The following is a 23,253-nucleotide window of genomic DNA, read 5'->3' on the forward strand; positions in this document are numbered from 1 at the left end:
AACCGCACGGGTTGCGAGTGTTCGCTCCGTGAGATAGCGGTGGCCGGTAGAGTCCAACGGCGTGCACCTCAAGGCCCTGACCCTGCGTGGATTCAAATCGTTCGCCTCGGCGACCACGCTCCGGTTCGAACCGGGGATCACGTGTGTCGTCGGTCCGAACGGCTCGGGCAAGTCCAATGTCGTGGACGCGCTCAGCTGGGTCATGGGCGAGCAGGGTGCCAAGTCGCTGCGCGGCGGCAAGATGGAGGACGTCATCTTCGCCGGCACCACCGGCCGCCCGCCGCTGGGCCGCGCCGAGGTGTCCCTGACCATCGACAACTCCGACGGGGCGCTGCCCATCGAGTACGCCGAGGTCACGATCACGCGGATCATGTTCCGCAACGGCGGCAGCGAGTACCAGATCAACGGCGACACCTGCCGGCTGCTCGACATCCAGGACCTGCTGTCCGACTCCGGCATCGGCCGCGAGATGCACGTCATCGTCGGACAGGGCCAGCTGGACTCCGTCCTGCACGCCGATCCGATGGGCCGCCGCGCCTTCATCGAGGAGGCCGCGGGCGTCCTCAAGCACCGCAAGCGCAAGGAGAAGGCGCTGCGCAAGCTCGAGGCGATGCGGGCCAACCTCGCGCGCGTGCAGGACCTCACCGACGAACTGCGCCGCCAGCTCAAGCCACTGGGCCGCCAGGCCGCCGTCGCACGCCGGGCCGCCGTGATCCAGGCGGATCTGCGCGATGCGCGCTTGCGGCTGCTCGCCGACGATCTCGTACGACTGCGCGAGGCCCTGAAGACCGAGATCGCCGACGAGGCCGCCCTGAAGGAGCGGAAGGAAACCGCCGAGGAGGAGCTGCGCAAGGCCCTCCAGCGCGAAGCCCTCCTGGAGGACGAGGTACGGCAGCTCACCCCGCGCCTCCAACGCGCCCAGCAGACCTGGTACGAGCTGTCCCAGCTCGCCGAACGCGTACGCGGCACCGTCTCGCTGGCAGACGCCCGGGTCAAGAGCGCCACCTCCGCGCCCCCTGAGGAGCGGCGCGGCCGCGACCCCGAGGACATGGAACGCGAGGCCGCCCGCGTCCGCGAGCAGGAGGCCGAACTGGAAGCCGCCCTGGAGGCGGCCCGGCACGCGCTCGACGACACGGTCGCCCACCGCGCCGAGCTGGAGCGCGAACTGGCCGTCGAGGAACGCCGGCTGAAGGACGCAGCCCGCGCCATCGCCGACCGCCGTGAGGGCCTGGCCCGGCTGTCCGGCCAGGTCAACGCGGCCCGTTCGCGCGCCGCCTCCGCCCAGGCCGAGATCGACCGGCTGGCCGCCGCCCGCGACGAGGCCCAGGAGCGCGCGGTCCGCGCCCAGGAGGAGTACGAGGCCCTCAAGGCCGAGGTCGACGGCCTCGACGCGGACGACGCCGACCTCGCCGGACAGCACGAGTCGGCCAAGCGCCGGCTCGCCGGGGCCGAGGCCGCGCTGAGTGCCGCGCGCGAGGCCGCCACCGCCGCCGAGCGCGGGCGCGCCGCCACCCAGGCCCGCCACGAGACGCTGTCCCTGGGCCTGCGCCGCAAGGACGGCACCGGCATGCTGCTCCAGGCCCGCGACCGCCTCACCGGAGTCCTCGGCCCGGCGGCGGAACTGCTGACCGTGACCCCGGGCCACGAAACCGCCCTGGCCACCGCCTTCGGTGCCGCGGCGGACGCCGTCGCCGTCACCACCCCCGCCGCCGCGGCCGAGGCCATCAGACTCCTGCGCAAACAGGACGGCGGCCGCGTGGCCCTGCTGCCGGCGGGCCTCCCGGACGGCCTGGACGGTTGGAACGGCCCGGCCGGCGCCCGCCCCGTCGGACATCCCCTCGCCGTCGACCTCGTCCGCGGTCCCGCCGAACTCATGCCGGCCGTACGGCGGCTGCTGCGCGGGATCGTCGTCGTAGGGACGCTGGAGGACGCGGAGGACCTGGTCTACGCGCACCCGGAACTGACCGCGGTGACCGCGGAGGGCGACCTGCTCGGGGCGCACTTCGCGCACGGCGGGTCGGCCGGGGCACCGAGCCTGCTGGAGGTGCGGGCCTCGGTGGACGAGGCGGCGCGGGAGCTGGCGGAGCTGGCCGTACGGTGCGAGGAGCTGGCCGAGGCACAGCACGCGGCGACCGGGCTGCGGGCGGAGAGCGCCGCGCTCGTCGAGGAGCTGGGGGAGCGGCGGCGCACCGCCGACCGGGAGAAGTCGGCCGTGGCCCAGCAGCTCGGGCGGCTCGCCGGGCAGGCGCGCGGGGCCGTGGGAGAGGCCGAGCGGTCGGCAGCGGCGGCCGCGCGTGCGCAGGAGGCGCTGGAGAAGGCTGTACAGGACGCCGAGGAGCTGGCCGAGCGGCTGGCGGTCGCCGAGGAGGCACCGGCCGACGAGGAGCCCGACACCTTCGGGCGCGACCGGCTGGCAGCCGACGGCGCCAACGCGCGGCAGACCGAGATGGAGGCCCGCCTCCAGGTCCGCACCCACGAGGAGCGGGTCAAGGGACTCGCCGGGCGGGCCGACTCGCTCGACCGGGCCGCGCGCGCCGAACGCGAGGCACGCGCGCGTGCCGAGCAGCGGCGGGCCCGGCTCCGGCACGAGGCCGCCGTCGCCGGGGCCGTCGCCTCCGGCGCCCGGCAGCTGCTCGCGCACATCGAGGTGTCCGTCGGCCGGGCCGAGCGGGAGCGCGTCGCGGCCGAGGCCGCCAAGGAGCGGCGCGAGCGGGAGCTCGTCGCCGCGCGCGGCGACGGCCGCGAACTCAAGTCCGAACTGGACAAGCTGACGGACTCGGTGCACCGCGGCGAGGTGCTCGGCGCCGAGAAGCGGCTGCGGATCGAGCAGCTGGAGACCAGGGCGCTGGAGGAGCTGGGCATCGAACCGGCGGGCCTCGTGTCCGAGTACGGCCCCCACCTGCCGGTGCCGCCGTCGCCCCCCGTCGACGGCGAGGAGCTGCCCGGGACCGGATCCGACGGCGGCTTTGCCGCGGGTGAGCACCCGCGCGACCTGCCCAGGCCCTTCGTGCGCGCCGAGCAGGAGAAGCGGCTCAAGGCCGCGGAGCGCGCCTATCAGCAGCTCGGCAAGGTCAACCCGCTCGCCCTGGAGGAGTTCGCGGCGCTGGAGGAGCGGCACAAGTTCCTCAGCGAGCAGCTGGAGGACCTGAAGAAGACCCGGGCCGACCTGCTTCAAGTGGTGAAGGAGGTCGACGAACGGGTCGAGCAGGTCTTCACCGAGGCCTACCGGGACACCGCCCGCGAGTTCGAGGGCGTCTTCGGCCGGCTGTTCCCCGGCGGCGAGGGCCGGCTGATCCTCACCGATCCCGACAACATGCTCACCACGGGCGTGGACGTCGAGGCCCGGCCGCCGGGCAAGAGGGTCAAGCGGCTCTCCCTGCTCTCCGGCGGGGAGCGGTCACTGACCGCCGTCGCGCTCCTCGTGTCGATCTTCAAGGCGCGGCCCAGTCCCTTCTACGTCATGGACGAGGTCGAGGCCGCCCTCGACGACACCAACCTCCAGCGCCTGATCAGGATCATGCAGGAGCTGCAGGAGTCCTCGCAGCTCCTGGTGATCACGCATCAGAAGCGCACGATGGAGGTCGCGGACGCGCTCTACGGCGTCTCCATGCAGGGTGACGGCGTGTCGAAGGTCATCTCGCAGCGGCTCCGCTAGGGGGTGTCGTCTGGATCAGCTCGGGTCCGCGACGCCCGGCACGGCACCTCGCCGCGTTGTCGGATCAGCCGAGTACGTCCGGTACGCGGCAGAACCTCCGCCTTGCGAGGCACCGCACCGGACGCCGCGGCCTGAACCGACCTGATCCAAACGACACCCCCCAGCCCCTCCTTCAAGATCAAATAACGCCTCCTTCACTTCTTGAACATGAAGCGAGGGAGGCGTATCGAAAAGCTCACACTCGTCGAGGTATTGACTTCGAAACTTGAAGGCATATTCTCTGCAACGTTGTATTTACCTTCAGGTGTGAGCGGCGCCAACCTGTGCGCCACTGGAAGCCTGGAAGGGCTCACCCCCACCCCGGCAGCGTTGCCGGTGGCCCGAGGAGTTACTTACGTGACCAGCACAGCGCAGGCGCCTTCGCCGGGAGCCAGGGCGGCTCATCCCGAACATCTCGGGCATGTCATCTTCATCGCGGCCGCGGCCGCGATGGGCGGCTTCCTCTTCGGTTACGACAGTTCCGTGATCAACGGCGCCGTCGAGGCCATCCGGGGCCGCTACGAGATCGGCCCCGCAGCGCTGGCCCAGGTCATCGCCATCGCCCTGATCGGCTGCGCCATCGGCGCCGCGACCGCCGGCCGCATAGCCGACCGGATCGGCCGCATCCGCTGCATGCAGATCGCCGCCGTCCTCTTCACCATCAGCGCCGTCGGCTCCGCACTGCCCTTCGCGCTGTGGGACCTCGCCTTCTGGCGCATCGTCGGCGGCTTCGCCATCGGCATGGCCTCCGTCATCGGCCCCGCCTACATCGCCGAAGTCGCGCCGCCCGCCTACCGCGGTCGCCTCGGCTCCTTCCAGCAGGCCGCGATCGTCATCGGCATCGCCATCTCCCAGCTGGTCAACTGGGGCCTGCTCAACGCCGCCGGCGGCAACCAGCGCGGCCACCTGATGGGCCTCGAGGTCTGGCAGGTCATGCTCGGCGTCATGGTGGTCCCGGCCGTCCTCTACGGCATGCTCTCCTTCGCCATCCCCGAGTCCCCGCGCTTCCTGCTCTCCGTCGGCAAGCGTGAGCGCGCCCGCGAGATCCTCGCCGAGGTCGAGGGCAAGGGCGTCGACCTCGACGCGCGTGTCGCCGAGATCGAGCACGCCATGACGAGCGAGCACAAGTCCACCTTCAAGGACCTGCTCGGCGGCGGCTTCTTCTTCAAGCCGATCGTCTGGGTCGGTATCGGCCTGTCGGTCTTCCAGCAGTTCGTCGGCATCAACGTCGCGTTCTACTACTCCTCGACGCTGTGGCAGTCGGTCGGCGTCGACCCGTCGGACTCGTTCCTGTACTCCTTCACGACGTCGATCATCAACATCGTCGGCACCGTGATCGCGATGATCTTCGTGGACCGCGTCGGCCGCAAGCCGCTGGCCCTCATCGGTTCCGTCGGTATGGCCGCCGGCCTCGCGCTGGAAGCCTGGGCGTTCTCGTACCACCTGGTCGACGGCAAGCTCCCCGCCACGCAGGGCTGGGTCGCGCTGATCGCCGCCCACGTGTTCGTCCTCTTCTTCGCCCTCTCCTGGGGCGTGGTGGTCTGGGTCTTCCTCGGCGAGATGTTCCCGAACAAGATCCGCGCCGCCGCCCTGGGCGTCGCCGCCTCCGCGCAGTGGATCGCCAACTGGGCCATCACCGCGAGCTTCCCGTCGCTGGCCGAGTGGAACCTCTCCGGCACCTACGTGATCTACGCGATCTTCGCCACGCTCTCCATCCCGTTCGTCCTGAAGTTCGTCAAGGAGACGAAGGGCAAGACGCTGGAGGAGATGGGCTGAGCCCACCCCTGAGCCGAGGAGAAGGGCCAAGTCCCCGCTGCCCCTCTCCTCGTACCTTCCCGCCGCCCCCGTTCCGGTCACTGCCCGGAACGGGGGCGGCGGTGTGTCGTAGGGGACCCGGCGATGCTCAGCCCGTCGTCCGCCACCGCGGGGCCAGGTCGTCGGGCGTGTCCGGGGACGCGAAGTGGAACGGCACCCCGAGGCGGCGGGCGAGGGCCCGGCCCGCCTCCGCGGCGGCGGTGGCCGGCGGGGCGGCGCCACGAGACCGGTGGACGGTCGCCAGGTGACCCTCTCCGGCCGGGTCGTCCAGGACCGCGACCAGCTCCACGAACCAGTCGTGGACGGTGTCGCCGTCCCAGAGCGCCTCGACCGCGACCACCCGGCCCGGGAGCGCCGCGGCGCGGGCCGCGAGCGAGGGGACGTCGAGCGGATCGGGCGCCCGCCGGCGCACGCGCTCCCCCAGGGCCTCGTAGCGCAGGACGACCACGTGCTCCGCCTCGTACAGGCCGAACCCCAAGGGGCGCAGAGCTTCCCACGCGGCCAGGACCGCCGGCATCCGGTGGTCGCGCAGCACGTTCGCGTCGACCTTCCCGCGGGTCCGCTCGTCCAGGAGGGCCCACCCGTCGCTCACGGGTCGCCCGGCGCGGGGATTCCAGGGGGACGTCATGGGCGGAACGTACTACGGCCCGCCGAGCCGCTCACCGCGATTTCGCGCCCGGGACCGCCCGGCGGTACCGGGGCCGTCCGTGGGCGGGGCATGCGAAGTCCCCCTCCGGTGGAGCTGGATGGAGGGGGACTTCGCCCGGCTGCGGGGGAGGGCCGGGTCCGGCCGGAAACCGGCGGGGACGGGGACCTCGGTCAGACACCGGCGGGTATCGGCACCTCTGCGGACTCCTCGGCCGCGTCCCCGGCCCCGGCCTCGGCGGACGGCGCCGGGCTCACCACGGCGGGCTTGGGCAGCACCAGGTACAGCACGCCCGAGATCACGATCGCGGCGACCCAGCCGAGGCCGTACTCACCGACGAGGTTGTTCTTCGCCAGCGGGCCGGTGAACCAGTCCGAGGTGGTGAACATCAGGCCCGAGACCAGGCCGATCGCCCACGCGGCCACGGCCGCCGGGGAGAAGCCGCCCCGGTACCAGTAGGCGCTGGTGCGGCCGGTGTCGCTCAGCGCCCGGCCGTCGTACTCCCTGCGCCGGAACATGTCCACGCCGAAGACGCCGGTCCAGGCGGAGAAGGCCACGGCGAGCATCGACAGGAAGGCGATGAAGGAGCCCATGAAGCTGGTCGCCACCAGCATCAGGACACCGCCCAGGGCCAGCGAGATCACGGCGTTGATGGAGACGGCCCAGTGCCGCGGGATCCGGAAGCCGAGGGTCTGCGCGGTGAAGCCGGCCGAGTACATCGACATCGAGTTGATCAGCAGCATGCCGACCACGGCGATCAGCAGGTACGGCACCGCGATCCAGATCGGCAGGATCTGGCCGACGAAGGAGACCGGGTCGGTCGCCGTGGCCAGGTCCGGGGTGCCGACCGCCATCACCGCGCCCATCAGCACCATCGGCAGGACGACGATGCCGGCGCCGCCCATGGTCGTCCCCACGATCGCCTTGGACGAGGCCGTACGCGGCAGGTAGCGGGCGAAGTCCGGCGCGGACGGGATCCAGCTGACACCGCCCGCCGCGATCATGCCGACGGCGGTGATGAGGGAGGCCGTGGAGCCCGCGCCGTGGTGCATCACCTTCGACCAGTGGGTGTGCACGGCCAGGTATCCGAGGACCAGCACCGAGAAGACGCCGAAGAGGTAGGTCGCGTACTTGCTGCACTTGCGCACGGCGTTGATGCCGAGCCCGGAGATCGCGAAGGTCGCGACGACGAAGAGGAGCAGGGTGACCATGTCCAGGACGGGGTTGGCCTTGAAGCCCAGTCCGAGGTCGAGGATGGTGAGCAGCGCGTAGGCGCCGGTCACGGCGTTGATGGTCTCCCAGCCCCAGCGGGCGACCCAGATCAGCGCACCGGGCAGCAGATTGCCGCGCTGTCCGAAGACCGCCCGCGACAGGGCCATGCCCGGCGCGGCGCCGCGCTTTCCGGCGATGCCGATGAAGCCGACCAGGCCGTAGGAGACGGCGGGCGCGGCGAACGCGACGACGAGCGCCTGCCAGAAGTTCAGGTGGTACGCCACCACGAGGCTCGCGCCCATCGTGAGCAGCAGCACACTGATGTTCGCGCCCACCCAGGTCGGGAACAGTCCACGGGTCTTCGCCGTACGTTCGGCATCGGGGACCTGCTCGATGCCGCGGGTTTCGAGAGCGCCTTCGGTCTCGGCCGTTTTACTCATGGCGGTTCTGCTCATGAAGAGGTGTGCCCTAGCGGTGGGGGGAAAGGGGACGACGGGACCGCACGCGCGGCGGACGGGACACTCCGCGCGGCAAGGAAGCCCAGGCCATCGTACTTTAATCCGACTACTTCACCCCAGTGGCATTTGTCTCCTGTGCGAAGCTCCAAGTGAGGACAAGCCCGGAGTACGCACAAGCGGGGGAATGCCGCACCTCATGGCCGATACTGGAGCGGTTATGGAAACCGTCATCCTTGCTGTAGTCATCGCTGTGGTGGTGCTCGCGGCGCTCGGCGGGCTCATCGTCGGCACCCGCCGCCACAAGGCGCTGCCCCCGCCGCCGCCCTCCGCGCCCGACATCACCGCGCCCCCGGCCGAGCCGCACGTCGGCGACGAGGCCGAGACACCGCGCGACGAACCGCGCCGGTCGATCGAGGAGGTGGATCTCCCGGGCGCCGCCGCAACGGCCACCGTGGAGGAACCCCCCGCGGTCGAGGCTCCCGGGATCGAGATCCCGGAGCCCACCGCCGGACGGCTCATCCGCCTGCGCGCCCGCCTGTCCCGCTCCCAGAACGCCCTCGGCAAGGGGCTGCTCACGCTGCTCTCGCGCGAGCACCTCGACGAGGACACGTGGGAGGAGATCGAGGACACGCTGCTCACCGCCGACGTCGGCGTGCAGCCCACCCAGGAGCTGGTGGAACGCCTGCGCGAACGCGTCAAGGTGCTCGGCACCCGCACCCCCGAGGAGCTGCGCGCCCTGCTGCGCGAGGAGCTGCTCAAGCTGATCGGCACCGACGTCGACCGCACCGTGAAGACCGAGCCCGAGGACCGCAAGCCGGGCATCGTGATGGTCGTCGGCGTCAACGGCACCGGCAAGACCACCACCACCGGCAAGCTCGCCCGTGTCCTGGTCGCCGACGGCCGCACCGTCGTCCTGGGCGCCGCCGACACCTTCCGTGCCGCCGCCGCCGACCAGCTGCAGACCTGGGGTGAGCGCGTCGGCGCCCACACCGTGCGCGGGCCGGAGGAGGGCGACCCCGCCTCCGTCGCCTTCGACGCGGTGAAGGAGGGCAAGGAGCTCGGCGTCGACGTCGTGCTCATCGACACCGCCGGCCGCCTCCACACCAAGACCGGCCTCATGGACGAGCTGGGCAAGGTCAAGCGCGTCGTGGAGAAGCACGCGCCGCTGGACGAGGTGCTGCTCGTCCTGGACGCCACCACCGGCCAGAACGGCCTGGTGCAGGCCCGCGTGTTCTCCGAGGTCGTCGACATCTCCGGCATCGTGCTGACCAAGCTCGACGGCACCGCCAAGGGCGGCATCGTCATCGCGGTCCAGCGCGAGCTGGGCGTGCCGGTCAAGCTGATCGGGCTCGGCGAGGGCGCGGACGACCTGGCGCCGTTCGACCCCGAGGCGTTCGTGGACGCTCTCATCGGCGACTGAGCAACCCGTGGACTTACCGCCCGCCCGCGCGAGAAGCGCCCGCCCCGGACACACTCGGGGGCGGGCGCTTCGTCATGTGCGCCGGGAATTCCCGCAGGCTGCCGCTGCCGTCGTCGCAGGTACCGGTACCGGTACCGGTCCGCGCCCGGTCGAGGTCGAGCCCGGTTACGCCCGTGCCCGCGACCGGTGCGCCACGTACGCCAGCGTGCCCAGCAGCAGCCGGGCCGCCGGGGGCCTGGTGGCGGAGTCCAGCGCGGGCGGGCGCAGCCAGCGCACCGGGCCCAGGCCGCCCCGGTCGGAGGGCGGTGCGGTGATGTGCGTACCCGGGCCGAGACCGCGCAGGTCCAGGGCGGAGGGATCGTCCCAGCCCATGCGGTACAGCAGCTGGGGGAGTTCGGCGGCGGCGCCGGGGGCGACGAAGAAGTGGGCGCGGCCGTCCGGGGTCGCGGTGACCGGGCCGAGCGGAAGACCCATGCGCTCCAGCCGGACCAGGGCGCGCCGCCCGGCGGCCAGGGCGACCTCGACGACGTCGAACGCGCGGCCGACGGGCAGCAGTACGGAGGCGCCGGGGAACTCCGACCAGGTCTTGGTCACCTCGTCGAGGGTGGACCCGGCCGGCACCTCGGAGGCGAAGCCGAGCGGGTGCGCGCCCGGTGCCCGGCATCCGGCGTGCCCGCAGGAGCAGGCTCCGGCCGCGGCCCGTGCGCCCGGCACCACGTCCCAGCCCCACAGCCCGGTGAACTCGGCGACGGCGATGCACTCCGACGCGCGGCCGCGCCGGCGTGTGCCCGAGCGGATCTCCCGGATGCCGCCGATCGTGAAGCCCATGCCCCCTCCAACGGGTCCAGCGCGCCGGTGGTTACGACACGGAGCGAGACGGAAGCGGAACGTGACGCTACGGCTTCGCTTCCCCCGCACCTGTGAGGTCAAGGTGGCGCTTTGCGGCACTCGGGGTGGTGCACCGGGGCCCGCGCGCCCCGGGGGTGCATCACTCCGCCCACTCCCGGCTGTCCTATGTCAAGTGAATCGCGCGGTGGCGATCGTGAGTTCATTCGAAGGGGTGGCGAATGGTGGCGTTTCCGTGGTCGCCATGGCTGAGCGGGTGATCGTGGGATTACTGTGAGTGTGCGAGTCCTGGGGGCACATGCGCTCGTGGGTATGCCCGAGGCAAGTCGTCAGCTCGTTCGAAGGGTGAGAACCGCCGGACGGGAGGCCGTATTTACCGGCATTCTGATAGGGCTTGGCGCACTCGGTGACAAGTGGTCTCAGGGATGGGGGCGTTCCAGTGGGCGGCAACGGCGGTAGCGGGACGAACGCTGACAAGCGCCCCAACGAGCTGCTCGGCTCGTGGTTCGTGCGCAGCGGATGGTCCAAGGGCGAGCTGGCCCGCCAGGTCAACCGCAGGGCACGCCAGCTGGGTGCCAACCACATCTCCACCGACACCTCGCGGGTGCGCCGCTGGCTGGACGGCGAGAACCCGCGCGAGCCGATCCCGCGCATCCTGTCCGAGCTGTTCTCCGAGCGCTTCGGCTGCGTCGTCTCCATCGAGGACCTCGGCCTGCGCGCCGCCCGTCAGTCACCCTCGGCGACCGGCGTCGACCTGCCCTGGACGGGCCCGCAGACGATCGCCCTGCTCGGCGAGTTCTCGCGCAGCGACCTCATGCTGGCGCGGCGCGGCTTCCTCGGAACCTCGCTGGCGCTGTCCGCGGGCCCGTCCCTCGTCGAGCCCATGCAGCGCTGGCTCGTGCCGGCCCCCGTCTCCCCGGCGCCGCCCGAGCCCGAATCCCTCCACGAGTCCCGCCGGCCCGGCCGGCTCTCCCGGCCCGAGCTGGAACTGCTGGAGTCCACCACGCGCATGTTCCGCCAGTGGGACGCCCAGTGCGGCGGCGGCCTGCGCCGCAAGGCGGTCGTCGGCCAGCTGCACGAGGTCACCGACCTCCTCCAGGAACCCCAGCCCGAGGCCACCACCCGCAAGCTCTTCAAGGTCGCCGCCGAGCTCGCCGAACTCGCCGGCTGGATGTCCTACGACGTCGGACTCCAGCCCACCGCGCAGAAGTACTTCGTCCTCGCGCTGCACGCGGCCAAGGAGGCCGGCGACAAACCGCTCGGCTCCTACGTCCTGTCCAGCATGAGCCGCCAGATGATCCACCTCGGCCGGCCCGACGACGCCCTGGAACTGATCCACCTCGCCCAGTACGGCAGCCGCGACTGCGCGAGCCCGCGCACCCAGGCCATGCTGTATGCGATGGAGGCCCGCGCCTACGCCAACATGGGCCAGCCCGGCAAGTGCAAGCGAGCGGTCCGCATGGCCGAGGACACCTTCGCCGAGGTCGACGAGTGGGACGAGCCGGACCCCGACTGGATCCGCTTCTTCTCCGAGGCGGAACTGCACGGCGAGAACTCCCACTCCTACCGCGACCTCGCCTATGTCGCCGGCCGCAGCCCCACCTACGCCTCCCTGGCCGAGCCGCTGATGCAGCGGGCCGTGGAGCTGTTCGCCAAGGACGACGAACACCAGCGGTCGTACGCGCTCAACCTGATCGGCATGGCCACCGTGCACCTGCTCCAGCGCGATCCCGAGCAGAGCACCGAATACGCCAGGCAGGCCATGGGGATCGCCACGAAGGTCCGCTCCGAACGTGTGAACACTCGTATCCGAAAGACGGTCGACACGGCCGTGCGCGACTTCGGCGACCTCACCGCCGTGGTCGACCTCACCGACCAGCTCGCCGTCGACCTTCCCGAGACCGCACAGGCGGTCTGACCACCCCGTCTCCACGCCACCCACCCCCACGACACCCATGCCCCGGCCGCGGCCGGTCCTCCCGAACAGCACCGACTCGGCTCCCCCATGCCAGGTCATCGAGAGGCCGCCGCGGCCGGCCCGTGTCCCGGGCCACCCGCACTTCACCGCCGCGTAACACACAGGGCGTCTTCGTCACCCCGGCGAAACAACGAGGGGCTCCCACCGAAACCGCGCTGCGTCACTCTCAGGCGCACAGCCGGCCAGCCCCCACCGACCGGACCGCTCAGGCACCGCCCGCACGGGGCCGTACCCACCGACGAGGAGACGCCGATGGCACCAGCCATCACGCTTGCCGCGGAGGCACCCAAGCTGTCCGCCGCGAACACGGGCTTCATGCTGATCTGTTCCGCTCTGGTGCTGCTCATGACCCCGGGCCTGGCCTTCTTCTACGGAGGCATGGTCCGCGTCAAGAGCACGCTCAACATGCTGATGATGAGCTTCGTCAGCATCGGCATCGTCACCATCCTCTGGGTGCTCTACGGCTTCTCCCTCGCCTTCGGCACCGGTTCCGCCCTCATCGGCTGGAACGCCGACTGGATCGGCCTGAGCGACATCGGCCTGACGGAGCTGTGGGACGGCTACACCATCCCGATCTTCGTCTTCATGGTCTTCCAGCTGATGTTCGCCGTCATCACACCGGCCCTGATCAGCGGCGCCCTCGCGGACCGCGTCAAGTTCACGGCCTGGTCGCTCTTCGTCGCGCTGTGGGTCACGGTCGTCTACATCCCGGTCGCCCACTGGGTCTGGGGCGCCGACGGCTGGGCCTACAAGCTCGGCGTGATCGACTTCGCCGGCGGTACGGCGGTCCACATCAACGCCGGTGCCGCCGCGCTCGGCGTGATCCTGGTCATCGGCAAGCGCGTCGGCTTCAAGAAGGACCCGATGCGCCCGCACAGCCTGCCCCTGGTCATGCTCGGCGCCGGTCTGCTGTGGTTCGGCTGGTTCGGCTTCAACGCCGGCTCCTGGCTCGGCAACGACGACGGCGTCGGCGCGCTGATGTTCGTCAACACGCAGGTCGCCGCCGCCGCCGCCATGCTGGCCTGGCTCGCCTACGAGAAGATCCGGCACGGCGCGTTCACCACCCTGGGCGCCGCCTCCGGCGCGGTCGCCGGCCTCGTCGCCATCACCCCGTCCGGCGGCGCGGTCTCCCCGCTCGGCGCGATCGCCGTCGGTGCCATCGCCGGTGTCGCCTGCGCCGCGGCCGTCTCGCTCAAGTTCAGGTTCGGATACGACGACTCCCTCGACGTCGTCGGCGTCCACATGGTCGGCGGCATCATCGGCTCCCTGCTCATCGGCTTCTTCGCCACCGGCAAGGGCCAGTCCACCGCGACGGGAGTCTTCTACGGCGACCACAGCTTCGACCAGCTGTGGAAGCAGTGCGCCGGTGTCTTCGCGGTCCTCGCCTACTCCCTGGTCGTCTCCGCGGTCCTCGCCTTCCTGCTCGACAAGACCATCGGGATGCGGGTCTCCCAGGACGAGGAGATCTCCGGCATCGACCGGGCCGAGCACGCCGAGACCGCATACGACTTCAGCGGAGCCGGCGGCGGCGTCGCCGGCTCCGCCCAGGCCGCCCCCGCCGCCACGCAGACCAGGAAGGTGGACGCATGAAGCTCATCACCGCCATCGTCAAGCCCCACCGGCTGGACGAGATCAAGGAAGCCCTCCAGGCCTTCGGTGTCCACGGTCTGACCGTCACCGAAGCCAGCGGCTACGGCCGCCAGCGCGGGCACACCGAGGTCTACCGCGGCGCCGAGTACACCGTCGACCTGGTCCCCAAGATCCGCGTCGAGGTGCTGGCCGAGGACGATGACGCCGAACAGCTCATCGAAGTCGTCGTCAAGGCCGCCCGCACCGGCAAGATCGGTGACGGCAAGGTCTGGTCCGTGCCCGTCGAGACCGCCGTACGGGTCCGCACCGGCGAACGCGGCCCGGACGCGCTCTGAGACACGCGAGGGAACAGGAGTCGCTGAGTGACGCCCACGAATGTGCGCAAAGAAGCGGATGACTCGGGACCCAGCGGCTACGCGGCGGCCCGGCTGCGCCTCCTCACCGAGGGGGCGCGGTCCGGGCCGCCGCGCCGCGCCGCCCTCGCCGGTCTGACCGACGACTGGCTGGCGGCCCTGTTCGGCGCCGCCACCGAGGGGCTGCGCGGCGTGTCCCTCGTCGCCGTCGGCGGCTACGGCCGCGGCGAGCTGTCCCCGCGCAGCGACCTCGACCTCCTGCTGCTGCACGACGGCCGCGACCCCGCCGCCGTCGCCGCCGTGGCCGACCGCCTCTGGTACCCCGTCTGGGACCTCGGCCTCGACCTCGACCACTCCGTCCGCACCCCGGCCGAGGCCAGGAAGACCGCCGGAGAGGACCTGAAGGTCCACCTCGGCCTCCTGGACGCCCGCCACCTCGCCGGTGACCTGGGCCTGACCGCCGGCATGCGCACCGCCGTCCTCGCCGACTGGCGCAACCAGGCGCCCAAGCGCCTGCCCGAACTCCGCGACCTGTGCGCCGAACGCGCCGAACGCCAGGGCGAGCTGCGCTACCTCCTCGAACCCGACCTCAAGGAGGCCCGCGGCGGCCTGCGTGACGCCACCGCCCTGCGCGCCGTCGCCGCCTCCTGGCTCGCCGACGCCCCCCGCGAGGGCCTCGCGGACGCCCGCCGGCGCATCCTCGACGTCCGCGACGCCCTCCACCTGGCCACCGGCCGCGCCACCGACCGCCTCGCCCTCCAGGAGCAGGACCAGGTGGCGGCCGAGCTGGGCCTGCTCGACGCCGACACCCTGCTGCGCCAGGTCTACGAAGCGGCACACGTGATCGCGTACGCCGCCGACGTCACCTGGCGCGAGGTGGGGCGCGTACTGCGCTCCCGCGCGGCCCGCCCGCGACTGCGCGCCATGCTGGGCGGCGCCAAACCGTCCGTCGAACGCTCCCCGCTCGCCGAGGGCGTGGTGGAACAGGACGGCGAGGTGGTCCTCGCCCGCACCGCCCGCCCCGAACGCGACCTCGTGCTCCCGCTGCGCGCCGCGGCCGCCGCCGCCCAGTCCGGCCTCCCGCTCTCCCCGCACGCCGTACGGCGCATGGCCGCCACCGCGCGCCCGCTGCCCACGCCCTGGCCCGCCGAGGCACGCGAGCAACTGGTGACCCTGCTCGGCTCAGGCCGCCCGACCGTCGAGGTCTGGGAGGCGCTCGAAGCGGAAGGCCTGATCAGCCGCCTCCTGCCCGACTGGGAACGGGTCCGCTGCCGCCCGCAGCGCAACGCCGTCCACCTCTGGACCGTCGACCGGCACCTGATCGAGACCGCCGTCCGCGCCTCCGCGCTGACCCGCCGCGTCAGCCGCCCCGACCTCCTCCTCGTCGCCGCCCTGCTGCACGACATCGGCAAGGGCTGGCCCGGCGACCACTCGGTGGCCGGCGAGATCATCGCCAAGGACGTGGCCGCGAGGATCGGCTTCGACCGCGCCGACGTGGGCGTCCTGTCGGCGCTCGTACGCCACCACCTGCTGCTCGTCGAGACGGCCACCCGCCGCGACCTGGACGACCCCGCCACCGTCCGCGTGGTCGCCGAGGCCGTCGGCACCCAGAGCACCCTGGAGCTGCTGCACGCCCTCACCGAGGCCGACGCCCTCGCCACCGGCCCCGCCGCCTGGTCCTCCTGGCGCGGCTCCCTCGTCGCCGACCTCGTCCGGCGCGTGTCCGCCGTCCTCGCCGGGGACACCCCCGACGAACCCGAGCCCGCCGCGCCCACGGCGGAACAGGAACGGCTCGCCATCGAGGCGTACCGCACCGCGGGGCCGGTCCTCGCCCTGCGCGCCCAGCCGGAACCCGCCCCGGACGCCGAACCCTCCGGCGAGCCCGAGCCGCTCGGCGTCGAACTGCTCATCGCCGTCCCCGACCAGCCCGCCGTACTGCCCGCCGTCGCCGGCGTCCTCGCCGTGCACCGCCTGACGGTCCGCACCGCCGAGCTGCGGACCCTGCCGTTGCCCGACGACGTCGAGGACGGGTCCGTCCTGCTCCTGAACTGGCGTGTCGCGGCGGAGTACGGCTCCCTGCCCCAGGCCACCCGGCTGCGCGCCGACCTCGTCCGCGCCCTGGACGGCACCCTCGACATCGAGAGCCGCCTCGCCGAGCGGGACGCGGCCTACCCGCGCCGCCGCGGCTGGCCGGCCCCGCCGCCCAGGGTGACGGTGGCCCCGGCGGCCTCCCACCACGCCACGGTGATCGAGGTACGCGCCCAGGACGCCCCGGGGCTGCTGTTCCGGATCGGGATGGCGCTGGAGAAGGCGGGGGTGCGGGTGCGGAGCATGCACGTCAGCACGCTGGGATCCAACGCCGTCGACGCCTTCTACGTCACGACGGGCACGGGCGCGCCGCTGCCGGCGCAGGACGCGGCCTCGATGGCCCGGGGGCTGGAGGAGACATTGCGGGGATGACCCTGCCCGGTGACTTCGGCGCCGGGATACTCTGGAGGGCGATTCCCAGAAGCCATCCCCGACCCCGAGGACCGCGAGCGCCGTGTTCGACACTCTCTCCGATCGCCTGTCAGCGACTTTCAAGGGCCTGCGCGGCAAGGGGCGGCTCAGCGAAGCGGACATCGACGCCACCGCACGCGAGATCCGCATCGCGCTCCTCGAAGCCGACGTGGCCCTGCCGGTCGTCCGCACGTTCATCAAGAACGTCAAGGAGCGGTGCCTCGGTGCCGAGGTCTCGAAGGCGCTGAACCCCGCCCAGCAGGTCCTGAAGATCGTCAACGACGAGCTCGTCACGATCCTCGGCGGCGAGACCCGACGCCTCCGCTTCGCCAAGCAGCCCCCCACCGTCATCATGCTGGCGGGTCTCCAGGGTGCCGGTAAGACCACGCTCGCCGGAAAGCTCGCCAAGTGGCTCAAGGACCAGGGCCACTCCCCGCTGCTCGTCGCCGCCGACCTCCAGCGCCCCAACGCCGTCAACCAGCTGAGCGTCGTCGCCGACCGCGCCGGTGTCGCGGTCTACGCCCCGGAGCCGGGCAACGGCGTCGGTGACCCGGTCAAGGTCTCCAAGGACTCCATCGACTTCGCGAAGTCCAAGGTCCACGACATCGTGATCGTGGACACCGCCGGCCGCCTGGGCATCGACCAGGAGATGATGCAGCAGGCCGCGGACATCCGCGACGCCGTCTCCCCGGACGAGATCCTGTTCGTCGTCGACGCGATGATCGGTCAGGACGCGGTCAACACCGCCGAGGCCTTCCGCGACGGCGTCGGCTTCGACGGCGTGGTGCTCTCCAAGCTCGACGGCGACGCCCGCGGTGGTGCGGCTCTCTCGATCCGCCAGATCACCGGCAAGCCGATCATGTTCGCGTCGAACGGCGAGAAGCTCGACGACTTCGACGCGTTCCACCCTGACCGGATGGCCTCCCGCATCCTCGACATGGGTGACCTGCTCACCCTGATCGAGCAGGCGGAGAAGACGTTCAGCCAGGAAGAGGCCCAGAAGATGGCCTCCAAGCTGGCGTCCAAGAAGGGCCAGGACTTCACCCTGGACGACTTCCTGTCCCAGATGGAGCAGGTCAGGAAGATGGGCTCGATCTCCAAGCTGCTCGGGATGCTCCCGGGCATGGGGCAGATCAAGGACCAGATCAACAACATCGACGAACGTGACGTCGACCGCACGGCCGCGATCATCAAGTCGATGACCCCGATCGAGCGCCAGGACCCGACGATCATCAACGGCTCCCGCCGCGCCCGTATCGCCAAGGGTTCCGGTGTCGAGGTCAGCGCCGTGAAGAACCTGGTCGAGCGGTTCTTCGAGGCCCGCAAGATGATGTCCCGCATGGCCCAGGGCGGCGGCATGCCGGGCATGCCGGGGATCCCGGGCATGGGCGGCGGCCCCGGCCGCACCAAGAAGCAGCCGAAGAAGGCCAAGGGCAAGCAGCGCTCCGGCAACCCGATGAAGCGCCAGCAGCAGGAGCTGGAGGAGGCCCAGCGCCGCGAGGCCGCGGCCCAGGGCGGCAACGCCTTCGGGATGCCGCAGCAGGGCGGCCAGGACTTCGAGCTGCCGGACGAGTTCAAGAAGTTCATGGGCTGACCGGCCCCGTCGTACGTCCCCGAGGGCGCCCTTCTCCGGAAGGGCGCCCTCGGCCGTTCGTGCGGGTGCCGGAGACGGGAGCGTGGCGTAACGTCCCGATATGACCAACCCCGCGCCGCCACGCAAGTCGCCCGACCAGCCTTGGCGTACCGAGGGCGCTCCGGAGGACAAGCCGAAGAAGTCCGGCGGGCGCGGGATGCGGGGCAGCTGGTGGCGACTGATCCTCGCCGCCCTGGTCGTGTACCTGATCGCCAACCTGGTGCTGTCCAGCATCGGCGAGGCCAACGAGCCGACGATCTCGTACACCGAGTTCAGCAAGCAGGTGAACGACGACAACGTCGCCAAGATCTACGCCAAGGGCGACGCCATCCAGGGCCAGCTCAAGAAGGAGCAGGACAAGCCGGGCGGGGACGGGAAGTACACCAAGTTCAACACCCAGCGGCCGTCCTTCGCGGGTGACCAGCTGTGGCAGACCCTCACCAAGCACAACGTCACCGTCACGGCCCAGCCGGTCGTCCAGCACCGCAGCTTCCTGTCCAACCTGCTGCTCTCGCTGGCGCCGATCGTGGTGCTGGTCGCCGTGTGGCTGTTCATCGCGCGGCGGATGAGCGCGGGACTCGGCGGTGCGGGCGGCATGCTCGGCCGCAAGGCGCCGCCCAAGCCGGTGGAGCTGGTGCCGGGGCAGAAGCGCACCACCTTCGAAGACGTGGCCGGCATCGACGAGGTCGAGGGCGAGCTGAGCGATGTCATCGACTTCCTGAAGAACCCCGACGCCTACCGCCGCATGGGCGCCAAGATGCCCCGCGGTGTGCTGCTCGCGGGGCCGCCCGGGACCGGCAAGACGCTGCTCGCGCGGGCGGTCGCGGGGGAGGCGGGGGTGCCGTTCTTCTCGGCCTCCGCCTCGGAGTTCATCGAGATGATCGTGGGCGTGGGCGCCTCCCGGGTGCGGGAGCTGTTCGCGGAGGCGCGCAAGGTCGCCCCGTCGATCATCTTCATCGACGAGATCGACACCATCGGCCGGGTCCGCGGCGGCGGCGCCGGCATGGGCGGGCACGACGAGCGCGAGCAGACCCTGAACCAGATCCTCACCGAGATGGACGGATTCTCCGGCTCCGAGGGCGTGATCGTCATCGCCGCCACCAACCGCGCCGACGTCCTGGACCCGGCGCTGACCCGCCCCGGCCGCTTCGACCGCGTCGTCCAGGTCTCGCCCCCGGACCGGGGCGGCCGTGAGGCCATCCTGGAGATCCACACCCGCGACATCCCGCTCGACCCGGACGTCAACCTCGCCCAGGTCGCCCGTACGACCCCGGGCATGACCGGCGCCGACCTGGCCAACCTCGCCAACGAGGCCGCCCTGCTGGCGGTCAAGCGCAAGCAGCACCAGGTGACCCAGTCGGACATGTCCGACGCCCTGGAGAAGGTCCAGCTGGGCGCGGAACGGCCGCTGGTGATGCCCGAGGAGGAGCGCCGGCGTACCGCCTACCACGAGAGCGGCCACGCACTGCTCGGCATGCTCCAGCCGGGCGCCGACCCCGTCCGCAAGATCACCATCGTGCCGCGCGGCCGGGCGCTCGGCGTCACGCTCTCCACGCCGGACGCCGACAAGTACGCGTACACCGAGGAGTACCTGCGCGGCCGGATCATCGGCGCGCTCGGCGGGATGGCGGCGGAGAACGTCGTCTACGACGTGATCACCACCGGTTCCGAGAGCGACCTGGAGCAGGTCACCAACATCGCGCGCGGGATGGTCTCCCGCTGGGGCATGAGCGAGGAGGTCGGCCGCCTCTCCGCGCTCCCCCACGACGCCCAGCAGGCCTACGGGCTCGCCGCCGCCCCGCAGACCCTCGACGTGATCGACAGCGAGATGCGCCGCATCGTGGACGAGTGCTACGAGGAGGCGTGCCGCAAACTGCGCGACCACCGTGGTCAGCTGGACGCGCTCGCGCAGGCGCTCCTGGAGAACGAGACGCTGGAGGAGGCGGACGCGTACCGCATCGCCGGCGTCCCCCGCTTCACCAAGGACCACGACACCGGGACGGGTCCCGCCGGCGGCTCCGGGAGTGCCGGGGACTCCCGGGGCCCGGACGGAGAGGAAGCGGACCCGAGCGGCTCCGGCGGTTCCGGCGGCCCTAGGGAACCCGGGCGATGAGGTAGCGGAAGACGTTGGGCATCCACACGGTCCCGTCCGGACGCCGGTGCGGATGCAGGGCCTCCGCCAGCTCCTTGTCCACCTGCTTGCCGTCGGTCGCCGCGATCGCCGCGTCGAACAGCCCTGTCGACAGCAGCCCCCGTACGGCGCTGTCGCTGTCGGCGTAGCCGAACGGGCACGCCACCCGGCCGGAGCCGTCGGGCCTCAGCCCGGCGCGCTGGGCGACCTCCTCGAGGTCGTCGCGGCGGGCGGGCCGCCAGCTGCGCGCGCTGCGCAGCGGGTCGGCCAGCTTGGTCGCGACCCGCAGCACCGAGGCGGTGGCGCACCGCTCCGGCGGGCCCCAGCCGACCAGCACCACGGCCGTTCCGCGTTCCGTCAGCGGCAGCGCGGAGGCCAGCAGTTCGGCGAGGCCCTCGGAGTCACCGGCGAGGCAGCCGATCGGCTCGAAGACGGTCACGAGTGAGTACGCGGGCGTCCCGGCGCCGGCCGCGTCCCCTGCGGCCTCCCCGGCCACGTCCCCGGGTGAGCCCTCGACGAGTCTGGCGTCCCCCCGCGCGCGCGTGCCGGGCGGTGTGCCGGGCCGTGTGTCCGGCAGCAGCCGCTCGCGCGCCAGGGCGAGCAGTTCCGGACAGGAGTCCACGCCGGTGACCGCGGCGCCCCGGGAGAGCGCCGTCAGCAGGGCGAGCCCGGAGCCGCAGCGCAGACCCAGCAGCCGGGTGGCCGGGCCCACCTCGAGCCGGTCGTAGACGGCCTCGTGGAGCGGTACCAGCATCCGCTCCTGGATCTCGGACCAGTCACGCGCGCGTGCGCACACGTTCACGCGGGGCGGTTCGGAACCCGCGTGCGACAGGTGCTCCCGCACGAGCGTAGGTGTCATAGGTAAGCGCCCCAATCCCCGACAGTCCGGTGCTGTGCCCGATCGCGTGGCCCCCGTGCCGTGCGGTCGCACTTCCCACGTATGCCAGGTAACTCCCGGCTCGCGAAGTCGTCCAGGGGTCGTGGGGGTCCGGCTTGCCCGCGGCCGCCCGGGTGGCGAGATTTCACATCCCGGCAACCTGGGGGACGGCCCGGTGCGGGGCCGCGAACGGGCACCCGGTAACGTCACCGTCGTCACAGACGCTGTATGGGACGGCGGCCCGGGCCGCCAGAGCGACCGAAACGCCTCTTGCGTATCCGCCGGCCTCAGCGGTGCCGGTGTGCGGACGGGCTCTACGCGCGGGGTCGTACGTCGGCTACGCACCGACTTGGTAGGAGCTGTGAAGCTTCTCCGCAGTTCGGCGCACCCGCCCTCGTCAGGACGCATCAGCGGCAACTGACGGGTTAGTGCAAATTATTTGAGATGCCCCGGAATAGGAACACAGCGGCACCTCCGCTCGTTGTGATTACGTGAGCACGACACAGACACCACCTGTTCTCGCCGCAGAGCTGGCACAGGCGTGGGCCGATATTCAGCGGTACCACCCCGAGCTGCCGGATCTTGCCGCGCCAGAGTCCCTGATCGGAGAGTCGTCCTCCGCGTGCGGACACGAACTCTCCTTCGAGCGGCTGCTTCATGAGGCAGTCCACGGCATCGCCGCCGCCCGCGGTGTCCGCGACACCTCCCGGGCCGGCCGCTACCACAACCGTCGCTTCCTCTCCATCGCCGAGGAGCTGGGCCTGGACCACCCCGAGGAACCGCATCCCAGCAGCGGCTTCTCGCTGGTCACGCTCAACCCCGAGGCGAAGCGGCGCTACCGTCCGACCATCGAGAGGCTGCAGCGCGCACTGAAGGCCCACATGGTGGCCACCTCCGCCGACACCTCCCGCACCTTCCGCGGCCCGGCCGCACGGCACGGCTCCTCCGGCGGCGGCGTCCGCGTCAAGGCCGTGTGCGACTGCGGCCGCAACGTCCGGGTGGTCCCGTCGGTGCTGGCCCAGGCCCCGATCGTGTGCGGCGGCTGCGGCAAGCCGTTCCGCATCCCGGAGGCGGTGGGGGCGGCGGCGAGTTAGGGCCGCGGCTGCTCGTGGCAGTCGCAGCCCGCTCCGGCGCCCTGTCGCCGCCGGCGGCGCACCCGACGTTCCTCCCGTCCGCGCCGGGTGCGGCCGAGGCCTGCCCGAGACCGCCGGGTTCCCCCGGCCGGGAGCGACCCGCAGGGTGTGGCACAATGGACAGCTGTACTCGACAGTCGCACAGGACCCCTCTCTCCTCCGGCTGACGCGTCCATCGGGCACTCGGGTACCGCAACCCCACGCGGCAACTTGCCGTGCCCAACCACGTCAAAAACAGGAGAGTCCACTCCCGTGGCAGTCAAGATCAAGCTGAAGCGTCTGGGCAAGATCCGTTCGCCTCACTACCGCATCGTCGTCGCCGACTCCCGTACCCGCCGTGACGGCCGGGCCATCGAGGAGATCGGCAAGTACCACCCGACCTACAACCCGTCGGTCATGGAGGTGGACGCCGACCGCGTCGCCTACTGGCTGAGCGTCGGCGCGCAGCCGACCGAGCCGGTTCTCGCCATTCTGAAGAAGACCGGCGACTGGCAGAAGTTCAAGGGCGAGCCGGCCCCCGCGCCGCTGCTCGTCGCTGCGCCGAAGCCCGCGCGTCCGCTGTTCGAGGCCTTCGGTGCCGAGGACGAGGGCAAGGGTGAGGCGATCACCCAGAAGAAGAAGGCTGAGAAGAAGGACGAGGCTGCTGCCGAGTCCGCTTCGACCGAGGCCTGAGCATCATGCTCGAAGAGGCGCTTGAGCACCTCGTGAAGGGCATCGTCGACAACCCTGACGATGTGCAGGTCGCCTCGCGCGACCTGCGCCGCGGACGCGTGCTGGAGGTCCGGGTCCACCCCGAAGACCTCGGCAAGGTGATCGGCCGCAACGGCCGCACCGCGCGTGCTCTGCGCACCGTCGTGGGCGCCATCGGCGGCCGCGGTGTCCGTGTCGACCTCGTCGACGTGGACCACGTTCGCTGACGCTTCATCGCATCCGGCTCGGGCCGGGGAGGGCCACTGGGCCGTCCCCGG

Annotated in this window: 16 protein-coding genes; 12 read left to right on the forward strand and 4 right to left on the reverse strand. The window is 71.7% G+C overall.

Annotated elements, in window-relative coordinates; genetic code table 11:
- The first annotated feature begins 61 nt into the window (after positions 1-61).
- Positions 62-3,655, forward strand: coding sequence for a chromosome segregation protein SMC (smc, locus tag OIB37_RS26135; protein WP_330460040.1), 3,594 nt, complete (start codon positions 62-64; stop codon positions 3,653-3,655).
- 396 nt (positions 3,656-4,051) lie between these two features.
- Entirely contained in the window at positions 4,052-5,470 is a 1,419-nt protein-coding gene (locus tag OIB37_RS26140) for a sugar porter family MFS transporter (protein ID WP_330460041.1), read from the forward strand.
- 127 nt (positions 5,471-5,597) lie between these two features.
- Here OIB37_RS26140 and OIB37_RS26145 read toward each other — a convergent pair whose 3' ends face one another.
- On the reverse strand, positions 5,598-6,137 hold the full coding sequence (locus tag OIB37_RS26145) for a hypothetical protein (protein ID WP_330460042.1): 540 nt from the start codon (positions 6,135-6,137) through the stop codon (positions 5,598-5,600).
- Positions 6,138-6,328: 191 nt separating this feature from the next.
- Positions 6,329-7,807 (reverse strand): cytosine permease, encoded by a 1,479-nt coding sequence (locus OIB37_RS26150; RefSeq protein WP_330460043.1) that lies wholly within the window; start codon positions 7,805-7,807, stop codon positions 6,329-6,331.
- Between the two features lie 235 nt (positions 7,808-8,042).
- Here OIB37_RS26150 and ftsY point away from each other — a divergent pair, with 235 nt between their 5' ends.
- A complete protein-coding gene (gene ftsY / locus OIB37_RS26155) occupies positions 8,043-9,245 on the forward strand; it encodes a signal recognition particle-docking protein FtsY (protein ID WP_330460044.1) in 1,203 nt (400 codons plus the stop codon).
- A gap of 165 nt (positions 9,246-9,410) precedes the next feature.
- Here ftsY and OIB37_RS26160 read toward each other — a convergent pair whose 3' ends face one another.
- Positions 9,411-10,073, reverse strand: coding sequence for a bifunctional DNA primase/polymerase (locus tag OIB37_RS26160; RefSeq protein ID WP_330460045.1), 663 nt, complete (start codon positions 10,071-10,073; stop codon positions 9,411-9,413).
- 457 nt (positions 10,074-10,530) lie between these two features.
- Here OIB37_RS26160 and nsdA point away from each other — a divergent pair, with 457 nt between their 5' ends.
- The 6 genes from nsdA (at position 10,531) to ftsH (ending at position 20,257) form a co-directional block, all read left to right on the forward strand.
- On the forward strand, positions 10,531-12,009 hold the full coding sequence (nsdA, locus tag OIB37_RS26165; protein WP_330460046.1) for a transcriptional repressor NsdA: 1,479 nt from the start codon (positions 10,531-10,533) through the stop codon (positions 12,007-12,009).
- A 312-nt stretch (positions 12,010-12,321) separates the two neighbouring features.
- Positions 12,322-13,659, forward strand: coding sequence for an ammonium transporter (locus tag OIB37_RS26170; protein WP_330460047.1), 1,338 nt, complete (start codon positions 12,322-12,324; stop codon positions 13,657-13,659).
- Positions 13,656-13,994 carry a P-II family nitrogen regulator gene (locus OIB37_RS26175; RefSeq protein WP_330460048.1) on the forward strand — a complete coding sequence of 113 codons (339 nt, stop codon included), beginning with the start codon at positions 13,656-13,658 and terminating at the stop codon, positions 13,992-13,994. The genes OIB37_RS26170 and OIB37_RS26175 overlap by 4 nt, the downstream gene beginning before the upstream one ends.
- Positions 13,995-14,021: 27 nt before the next feature.
- Positions 14,022-16,472 (forward strand): [protein-PII] uridylyltransferase, encoded by a 2,451-nt coding sequence (locus tag OIB37_RS26180; protein ID WP_330460049.1) that lies wholly within the window; start codon positions 14,022-14,024, stop codon positions 16,470-16,472.
- A gap of 82 nt (positions 16,473-16,554) precedes the next feature.
- The gene (ffh, locus tag OIB37_RS26185) at positions 16,555-18,105 is read left to right on the forward strand and encodes a signal recognition particle protein (RefSeq protein WP_330460050.1); all 1,551 of its coding nucleotides are present in this window, start codon (positions 16,555-16,557) and stop codon (positions 18,103-18,105) included.
- Positions 18,106-18,205: 100 nt separating this feature from the next.
- Positions 18,206-20,257 carry an ATP-dependent zinc metalloprotease FtsH gene (ftsH, locus tag OIB37_RS26190; protein WP_330460051.1) on the forward strand — a complete coding sequence of 684 codons (2,052 nt, stop codon included), beginning with the start codon at positions 18,206-18,208 and terminating at the stop codon, positions 20,255-20,257.
- Here the strand turns inward: ftsH and OIB37_RS26195 are convergent.
- Positions 20,238-21,134 (reverse strand): SAM-dependent methyltransferase, encoded by an 897-nt coding sequence (locus tag OIB37_RS26195; protein ID WP_330460052.1) that lies wholly within the window; start codon positions 21,132-21,134, stop codon positions 20,238-20,240. The two genes, ftsH and OIB37_RS26195, sit on opposite strands and share 20 nt — an antisense overlap.
- A 509-nt stretch (positions 21,135-21,643) precedes the next feature.
- Here OIB37_RS26195 and OIB37_RS26200 point away from each other — a divergent pair.
- The 3 genes from OIB37_RS26200 (at position 21,644) to OIB37_RS26210 (ending at position 23,202) form a co-directional block, all read left to right on the forward strand.
- Positions 21,644-22,246: a hypothetical protein gene (locus OIB37_RS26200; protein WP_330460053.1), complete on the forward strand. Its 603-nt coding sequence runs from the start codon at positions 21,644-21,646 to the stop codon at positions 22,244-22,246.
- Between the two features lie 291 nt (positions 22,247-22,537).
- Entirely contained in the window at positions 22,538-22,957 is a 420-nt protein-coding gene (rpsP, locus tag OIB37_RS26205) for a 30S ribosomal protein S16 (RefSeq protein ID WP_330460054.1), read from the forward strand.
- Positions 22,958-22,962: 5 nt separating this feature from the next.
- Positions 22,963-23,202, forward strand: a complete 240-nt coding sequence (locus tag OIB37_RS26210) for an RNA-binding protein (protein ID WP_161180513.1) — start codon at positions 22,963-22,965, stop codon at positions 23,200-23,202.
- Positions 23,203-23,253: the final 51 nt, after the last annotated feature.

Origin of the sequence: Streptomyces sp. NBC_00820, assembly GCF_036347055.1 — a bacterium.
Lineage (GTDB): Bacteria > Actinomycetota > Actinomycetes > Streptomycetales > Streptomycetaceae > Streptomyces.

Bases quoted from the DNA above. Each gene is read 5' to 3' on its own strand.
- OIB37_RS26145 (WP_330460042.1), bottom strand. From the start codon at position 6,137: ATGACGTCCCCCTGGAATCCCCGCGCCGGGCGACCCGTGAGCGACGGG.
- OIB37_RS26150 (WP_330460043.1), bottom strand. From the start codon at position 7,807: ATGAGTAAAACGGCCGAGACCGAAGGCGCTCTCGAAACCCGCGGCATC.
- ftsY (WP_330460044.1), top strand. From the start codon at position 8,043: ATGGAAACCGTCATCCTTGCTGTAGTCATCGCTGTGGTGGTGCTCGCG.
- OIB37_RS26160 (WP_330460045.1), bottom strand. From the start codon at position 10,073: ATGGGCTTCACGATCGGCGGCATCCGGGAGATCCGCTCGGGCACACGC.
- OIB37_RS26170 (WP_330460047.1), top strand. From the start codon at position 12,322: ATGGCACCAGCCATCACGCTTGCCGCGGAGGCACCCAAGCTGTCCGCC.
- OIB37_RS26175 (WP_330460048.1), top strand. From the start codon at position 13,656: ATGAAGCTCATCACCGCCATCGTCAAGCCCCACCGGCTGGACGAGATC.
- ftsH (WP_330460051.1), top strand. From the start codon at position 18,206: ATGACCAACCCCGCGCCGCCACGCAAGTCGCCCGACCAGCCTTGGCGT.
- OIB37_RS26195 (WP_330460052.1), bottom strand. From the start codon at position 21,134: ATGACACCTACGCTCGTGCGGGAGCACCTGTCGCACGCGGGTTCCGAA.
- OIB37_RS26210 (WP_161180513.1), top strand. From the start codon at position 22,963: ATGCTCGAAGAGGCGCTTGAGCACCTCGTGAAGGGCATCGTCGACAAC.